This window comes from Algibacter sp. (genome assembly GCF_049667265.1).
Lineage (GTDB): Bacteria > Bacteroidota > Bacteroidia > Flavobacteriales > Flavobacteriaceae > Algibacter_B.
The window spans coordinates 1-8,610 of the sequence record NZ_JBATHX010000456.1 but is presented as its reverse complement, the minus strand read 5'-3'; the positions used below and the strand labels follow the sequence as shown (position 1 = coordinate 8,610).

Annotated in this window: 4 protein-coding genes; all 4 read right to left on the bottom strand. The window is 33.3% G+C overall.

Features of this window, described 5'->3' with window-relative positions; genetic code table 11:
* Positions 1 to 126: 126 nt before the first annotated feature.
* The 4 genes from WBN21_RS15770 to WBN21_RS15755 all read right to left on the bottom strand — a co-directional run bounded on the left by WBN21_RS15770 (position 127) and on the right by WBN21_RS15755 (position 8,013).
* Positions 127 to 1,551 carry an NAD-dependent succinate-semialdehyde dehydrogenase gene (locus tag WBN21_RS15770; RefSeq protein WP_424201965.1) on the bottom strand — a complete coding sequence of 475 codons (1,425 nt, stop codon included), beginning with the start codon at positions 1,549 to 1,551 and terminating at the stop codon, positions 127 to 129.
* A 14-nt stretch (positions 1,552 to 1,565) separates the two neighbouring features.
* A complete protein-coding gene (locus WBN21_RS15765; protein WP_424201963.1) occupies positions 1,566 to 2,723 on the bottom strand; it encodes a mandelate racemase/muconate lactonizing enzyme family protein in 1,158 nt (385 codons plus the stop codon).
* A 286-nt stretch (positions 2,724 to 3,009) separates the two neighbouring features.
* Positions 3,010 to 4,764, bottom strand: coding sequence for a RagB/SusD family nutrient uptake outer membrane protein (locus WBN21_RS15760; protein ID WP_424201961.1), 1,755 nt, complete (start codon positions 4,762 to 4,764; stop codon positions 3,010 to 3,012).
* Positions 4,765 to 4,800: 36 nt separating this feature from the next.
* The gene (locus tag WBN21_RS15755) at positions 4,801 to 8,013 is read right to left on the bottom strand and encodes a SusC/RagA family TonB-linked outer membrane protein (RefSeq protein WP_424201959.1); all 3,213 of its coding nucleotides are present in this window, start codon (positions 8,011 to 8,013) and stop codon (positions 4,801 to 4,803) included.
* Between the last annotated feature and the right edge of the window lie 597 nt (positions 8,014 to 8,610).

The following is an 8,610-nucleotide window of genomic DNA, read 5'->3' as shown; positions in this document are numbered from 1 at the left end:
AAGACAACTAAACAAGCTAATTATAATCAAGAATCTTCCCGTTTCATATATTGAGTTAATCATTACAAACAACTGATATAAAGCGGTTTTGATTGATTAAATGGCTGATGAAACTCGTTTTTTAACTCAATAATCTTCCAAAGCTAAGTGAGAACAATCGTGTCCAATACCACTATTTTTAAAGCCTCCATGAGGTAAATAGATAGCATATTTAACACCATTTATTTGAATTTCACCAAACTCTAAATCCTCAGTAAACCGTTCAATTCTCTTATAATTATTAGTGAAAATATATGAGGCTAATCCGAATTCTGTATCATTTGCTAACTCTAAAACTTCATCATCTGTTTCAAAAGACATAATGCCTGCTACAGGACCAAAAGTTTCTTCTCTAAACAATTTCATATCTGTTGTTATACCAGAAACAACAGTTGGTTGCATCCAATATCCTCCTTCAGGTAAACCTTCAGGAATTTTACCTCCATATTCTAATGTTGCTCCTTTACTTACAGCATCTTCAACTAATTTGAACATTCTATCCCTAGATTCACTAGAAGCCAAAGGTCCCATAAAAACATCTTCGTTTTCTTTAATACCAAATCCTATTTTTAATTCTGATGCTCTTTTTACATAGGCTTTTAAAAACTTATCATAAATATTTATATGAACAAATATTCTATTAGCAGCTACACAAATTTGACCTGTATTATGAAATCTTAATATGATTGCTAAATTTAAAGCTTCTTCAAAATCAGCATCTTCAAAAACAATAAATGGTGCGTTTCCACCCAATTCCATTCCTAATTTTTTGATAGAAGTAGTACTGTCTGCAATTATTTTCTGACCGGTTTGTGTAGAACCAATCATTGTTATAACAGCTGGTATTGTACTTGTAGTCATTGGTGTAGCAACTTCACTACTAGAACCTGCTAAAATATTAACAACTCCTGCAGGGAAATTAATACTGTGTAAAATTTCGCCAACCATATAGGTCGACAAAGGTGCTAATGATGATGGTTTAATAATTAATGAACAACCAGAAGCCAATGCTGGTCCAATTTTATAACCCACATTTAATAACGGAAAATTCCATGCTAAATATGCAATGGCAACGCCCGCTGGTTTAGAAATCATTTTATGAGTATGTGTACCCTCATAATCTGGAATTTGCTCTTCTCTTAAATTCTTCATGGCATTAGGATACCATTCTAATGCTTCAGTAAGCCTATCAATATCTTCTTGGGATCCCGCATAGGTTTTTCCCATCTCATGGACCATTGCTGTTTTAAGTTCATGCTCTTTTTCTAAGATAGCAGAACGTAATTTCAGCATCCAAGATGTTCTTTCTTCTAAAGATAACTTAGACCAATATTCAAATCCTTTTTTAGATGATAGTAATGCTTTTTCGGCATCTGCTTTTCCTGCTTTAGCTACTTGAGCAATTACTTCTCCTGTTGCAGGACAAATAATATCTTCTCTTTCTCCACTTACAGAATCAACTAATTTACCATCTATGTATAATTTTTTATAACCGAAATTTTCTGTTTTCATTATCACTATAGCTTTTAAATAATACTCTTTTTAAATGTTATTTTAGATACTGCATACTTTTCTAGTACTGCTTCATCAATGTCAATTCCCAGTCCAGGTCTATTTGGTACTTCAATCATCCCATCTTTCATCTCAATTTTAGGAAAAGACAGATTATCTCTTAATCCATTTTCGGTTTGGTCAAACTCCATTAAATAATCTGGTTGATACATTCTACCCGGTATAGACTCAATATTTGAAATAAAATGCAATGCCACATGAATACCAATTGAAGTTCCCCAAGTATGTGGAATAATATCAATTCCGTTTGCACTTGCTATAGCTGAAATTCGTTTTGCTTCGGTTAAACCACCTGCTGCACAAATATCAGGTTGAATAATATCAACCGATTTGTTTTGGATTAATTGCTGAAAGCCAAATCGTAAATATTCGCATTCACCGCCAGCGATTGGAATAATAGTTTTACTTCTAAGCTCATTATATTGCCCATAAAATTCCGGCGACAAAGGCTCTTCGAACCAACTAATATCGTATTTTTCAATTTTTCGGGCAAGCTCGGTAGCTTCTCTTAATGTATACGCGTGATTTGAATCTACCATTAATTGAATATCTGGACCTATTATTTCGCGCATCTTTTTGACGTTCTCCACATCGGTTTTAATACCTAAACCAACTTTCATTTTCATAGCTTTAAAACCCTGAGAAATATATAATTTGGCTTCTGCTTCGAAATCTCTAGTTGGATTATCATGGTCGGTAAAATACATACCCGTAGCGTAAGGTCTTATTTCTGTTCTGTGAGCACCACCCAACAAGGTAGAAATTGGAAGCCCTAATATTTTACCTTTTAAATCCCAAATAGCTATATCAATCGCACTTATTGAAGCCATAAAAACCCCTCTTCTAGCAAAATCTAAGGTTTTACGGTACATTTTATTCCAAATAACTTCATTTTGTAACGGATCTTCACCTAACACTATAGGTTCTAACAATTTAATTCCTGCTTCTATCAATGTTGCTGGTCCGTAACCTTCACCCCATCCATAAGATCCGTCTGAAGCCGTTACTTTTACAACACAAATACATCTTTCAGAATATTCCCATTGAGAAAAGAAAAAACTATTCGATAATTTATCTTTTAATACAAATGCTTCTATTTTTTCAATTACCATATTCTAGTTTTTATTTAAAAATTATCTATTAATTACATATGATTCAGCTACTTATAATTAACAGATTTGTTGAATCTAATTTGCTACTAAAATAAATTAAATCTAACTTTTAACAAGTTAATAAATTACCCTAGAGATAACCAAAATTACCATTTTATGTTTTTTGGCAATCAAACAAAACAATCAATATAAGCAAGTTTTATCTTATTTATATCTAAAGAAAATAAAAATACCGAAGGCTCAGCCTTCGGTATTTTAAATAGAACTAACTACTAAATATTACAAATTAAAGGGTATACCCGTCATTCTGAATCAATGTAGGCACTATTTCTGAATCACCTTCTGGTATAGGCAGATAATATTGTCTATCATACCATACTCTGCCTTGTGTAGGATCTTCGAAAAGTGAATATTCTTCAAAAGTTAAATCTCCACTCGTTTCTTTTTGCCATTTTAGTCCTTTAATATCAAACCCTAAATGATCTTCGTTTAACCATCGTCTCTCATCAAAGAAATTATGCCCTTCAAAACAAAGCTCAACACGTCTTTCCCTTTTTATAGCTTCTTTAAGTGCATCACCCGTTAAATTAATAGCAGGTTGTTTTGCTCTTACAGACACCCTGCTAAGGTAGGTGCTAGCTAAACCATCTTTACCCTGCTCAGCTAATGCCTCCGCATAATTTAAATACATTTCTGCTACTCTATATAAAATATATGGACGATTGGCAGAGATACCATTGGTAGCACTTAAAGATTCATCTTGAAACTTTCTAATGTTATATCCAGTTTTTGAAGAATGTAATACATTACCAAGTCCATTTGGAGAATCTAAACCATCAGGTGTTGTAGCACTAGGAGTTACAGCCAATGCATAATCAACCGGGCGTCCTCTAAAATTGGATCCTTGAAAATTAAGATTTGCATAATATCTCATTTCTCTATTATCATTTGGGCTAGCGGGCGTAACACCTCCTGTAGAAGTACCATCGGCAAAATTAAACTCTAAAGCAAAGTTATGTGTTGGAGCGCATAATGCCCAACCACCATAACCACTAGGAGATTGTGCTTGATCTGGAAGCGAATTTGCCGCTCCAAACCCACCTGTACCAACTTCATAAAAACCCGCAGCATAAGGTCTTGCAAATATGATATTATCATTAGGTGACAAGAATAACTCTTGATATCCTTTGGCATCTGCCACTTGAATTAAGGCATCTTCACCTACTATGTCAATTACTGCTTTAGCAGCCTTTTCAGCGTCCTCCCATTTACTTGCAACAGAATAAGAATAAAGCTCGGTATTAGTTGTTTGTGGTAAAAGGCTAGGGTCATGTAAATCACTAGCAGCATACAATAACAAACGTGATTTTACTGCCAAAGCCGCTGTTTTTGTTGCTCTACCAAATTCTGATGCTGAACGTGTTGGTGGTAATATCGCTGCTGCAGCATCTAACTCCTCTACAATAAATTTAACACAGTCTTCATAACTATTTCTAGTATATTCAAAGTTATCTGTAATTTTCGCTGGCTCTGTTATTATTGGTACACCACCAAAATATTTAATTAACTTAGCATATAGATTAGCTCTTAAAAAACGTACTTCTGCCTTTAATACATCTACGCTTTCTGGGTCAGAAGACATAGCTGGACTCTCATCTATTTTACTTAAAAACTCATTAGTTGATTGAACGTAGGACCAATAATTTTGCCATTTCCCAGCAAAAGCTCCTCCAACATTAGACTTAGACCATCCTCCAGCTCTTAATTGGTAAACATTATTTAAATCATTAAAATTAAATTTAGCTTCAAAAGAGGCTCCTTCAATATTAATCCTTTGTCCCCAAAATTCATTTCTTCTTATAGCCCAACCTTCTGTACTATTGTACATTGTATAAACTAAAGCTCTTACCTGATCAACATCAGCATAAACAGCTACTTCTGTAACCCTATCCTGTGGCTCTACATCTATTACATCTTCACAACCAAAGATTGTAAAAAAAGCAATTAGAAAAGTTATTGATGCAATTTTTATATTTTTCATTTGTTTTCCTTTTATATTATTTACTATCATAACTAATTAAAAATTAATATTTAAGCCGAGAGTATAACTCTTTAATGACGGATATGTACTGTTTCTAAAGTTATTATATCCTGTTGCTTCTGGATCTAGACCCAGATCATATATGTCAGAGAACATGGTAAGTACGTTAAACCCTCTAAGCGATATTTTAATATCAGCAAATTTTGTAACGTCTTTTGTGAGGGTATATCCAATTTCTATTTCTTTTAACCTTAAAAAAGAAGCATCTTTTAAATACAGATCAGCACCTTCAAAACCACTATTTACCGCAGAAGCTGCTATTTGATTTTGCACACCACTATAAGTATCTCCTTGAGCAAATGCTCTTGGGTATGTTGCATCACGATTACTAGGTGTCCATCTATCATTAAAGACAAAATCTGGCTTAGCTCCTGCTTGGTCGAAAAACACTAACACATCTGCTTGTGCCTGACCTTGAAAAAGAAAGTTAAAATTCCAATTGTTGTAATTCATACCTCCATAAATACCATATTGTATTTCTGGAATAGCAGAGGTATCTACTCTAATTCTATCATCAGCACTTATCACACCATCTTCGTTAGTATCAAGATAAATAGGCTCTCCTTCCACCGTACCAGCTTTTTTAACTGCTGTAGCATCTACTTGTGCTTGATCTCTAAAAATCCCTGCTGTAGGGAATACAATATAAGAATTCACAGATTTACCTTCTCTTTTTCTATAATCAGGAACATTATCCGATTCTCCGAGAGTTACTACCTCATTTTGTGCATTAGTAAAATTAAAACCAAGATTATAATCTACTTCTCCAATTTTATCTTTCCAACCTAATTCAAGTTCCCAACCAAAATTATCCACTTCACCAATATTTTCATCTGGCAAAGCACTTCCTGTTAGCCCCGAAATATCAGGAACGCCACTACTTCCAACTAATATATCTGTTCTCTTTTGTTTGAAATAATTAAAATCTCCTGATAATCTACTTTCAAATAAAGAAAAACTTAATCCAACATTCATCATGTCCGCTGTCTCCCATGTAACTTGCTCGTTTGGAACTACACTTCTACCAAAACCACTTACAGCTACTCCAGGTGTGCCAAACACATATCCATTAGGTTGATACCAACCCGCATTTTGAGGGTTTGTAGGATAACCAAGCGCATAACTATTTAAATATTGAAATTGGTTGATTCTATCATTACCCATTCTTGAAAAAGATGATCTGATTTTTAAAGCATTAACCCAACCTACATTTTCCATGAATGATTCTTTATCTATAGCCCACGATACTGCTACACCAGGGAAAGTACCAAATTTTTTCCCAGGAGCAAATCTACTAGAACCATCACGCCGTATTGTTAAATCAATAAAATACTTTTTCTGAAAATCGTAAGACAATGAACCAAAATAACTTACAAATCCAAAATCCTGAGAAGTTCCACCATTTGTTTGATTATCACCCGCTCCAAGATCTAACTCGGTAATTGATTCTAAATTAAAACCTGTTCTTTGAGCAAAGAATGAACGATCTTTAGTTGAAGAATTCTCATATCCAGCAAAGGCGCTTAAATTATGATCTACACCTAAGTTTTTTGAGTAATGAATTGTAGTATTCAATAACGTTTGGTTGCTTTTATTGAAAGTATCTTCTAATACTCTATCTGGACTAACTTGGAATCCTTGAGACGCTACATATTCACCATTAACTAATTGGTAGTACGTCCATGGCTTATCCCATGATCTATTTTCAAAACTAACTTGCCCAAGACCAGCAAAACCTCTTATACTTAACCCATCAACATATTGATCTAACTTCCAATCATAAGAAATTCTAGCTCTATAATTATGAGTAACTCTGTTAGTAAACCCAGATGCATCACTAGTCATTATGTAAGGGTTTTGTCCGTTTTCACCGCCAAAACCAGGTAGTCCATTAGGATATACCCCAACCTGTGTTGGTAAATTAGTATATATATGTTTATATATGTTTGCTCTATCTACACCGGGCTCATTAGTTTCACCTATTCTACCTGTTAAGTCAACCCCTAATTTAAACCCTTCAAACAACTTAATATCTATATTAGAGCGTAATTGGTATTGTTTAAATTTTAAATCACCAGATTTGTAAATACCTTTTTGATTAAGGGCATCTCCACTTACAAAATAACTTACGTTTTCACTTCCTCCAGATATAGACAATGAATTTCTTGTTTCTGGCGAAGAACTAGCAAATGTCAAATCTGCCCAATCTGTATTAGGAAAATTTATAGGGTCGCTACCGCTAGCATAGGTATCAATATCTGTTTGTGTAAAAGGTAGTGCTGTTCCATTTCTATCTGCTATTTCGTTTTCATAAATCGCGTACTGTTCTGATGACATTTGATTTGGAAAAGTAGAAAATTGAGAAACTGAATATTGTGTTGAGAAATTAAATTTCGGTTTACCAGATTTACCTCTCTTAGTGGTAATTAAAATAACTCCATTTGCCGCTCTAGTTCCATAAATAGCTGCTGCTCCATCTTTTAAAACAGATAAAGACTCAATATCTTGTGGTGCTAATTGTTGGAAGGAACCTGAAGGTATTCCGTCTATTAATATTAAAGGTGAATTATTTCCTAACGTCGAAACTCCCCGGATTAATAAAGTTAGATCATTGCTATCGGTAGAACCAGGATAACCTCCTCTATCTGCTACAATTAATCCAGAAACCTTTCCTGATAAAGATTTAGCAACATCCTTATTAGCGGTATTTTGAATTTCCGATGAACTTATAGTACTTACAGAGCCTGTAATATCTCCTCTTTTTCTAGTGGTATAACCAACAACAACTATTTCATCAAGTTTTGCTGCGTCTTCTAATAATGTAATATTTAATGTTGTATTATTTCCTACAACAACTTCTTGAGTTGCATAACCAATATACGAAACCATAAGTACAGCATTAGCATTATCAACCGAAATACTATAATTACCATCAAAATCGGTTTGTGTACCGTTTGTGGTTCCCTTAACAAGAATGTTTACTCCTGGTAATGGACCGTTTGCGTCTGAAACTGTTCCTGTGACTGTAATTTGTTGAGTCGATTCAACTTCTAATTTTTCTATTTCAGAAGAGGTATTTGCATGTATTTGAAAAAGTGAACATACAATTAAGCAAATTGTAATTTTCAACTTTAAATCAAACTTTAATGAATAAAGGGTGTTTCCCTTTAAATTAAGGTGATTTTTCATATTTTTGTTTTGAGTTTAATGGTTTAATTAAGTTTGAATCATTTTATCTAATCGGTGAATGTTCCAGCATTTGCCGATTTTTTTCATATAAAATGATTTTTGTTTAGTTGGATGTTGTGAAGTTTATGTCATAGATTTTTGTCTTGTTTTAATAAGTTAACTACTATCTTCTCAATGATTTAAGAAAACATCAAAAAAGTTTTACTCAAAATTAACACTATAACATAGTGTAAATCTATGCTAAATTACCCTACTTCATAAATATTTTACCCTATATATATAGTTTCTATCTAATAATTCTTACTAATTTCTAGTTTCATTTTTCATTTAAAATATTGATAGGATGAAAAACAGCTCTAAGGGAAAGCTCTAATAAAATTGATAGATGTACAAAAAAACCCCAAGAGTTTGCCCTTGAGGATTATTCAATTATAAATTATGTTTTAAGCTAAACATTTTTAAGTTCCTTCCGCATTCTATCTAAAAAAGGAGCATACTCTTTATACATTTTTCCTGTTATTTTGGTTAAAGTCTTTTTGAAAACTTTGAGCAATTTAATTTTACATTCTTTGGAAAAATGGCTTTAATTCACTAATA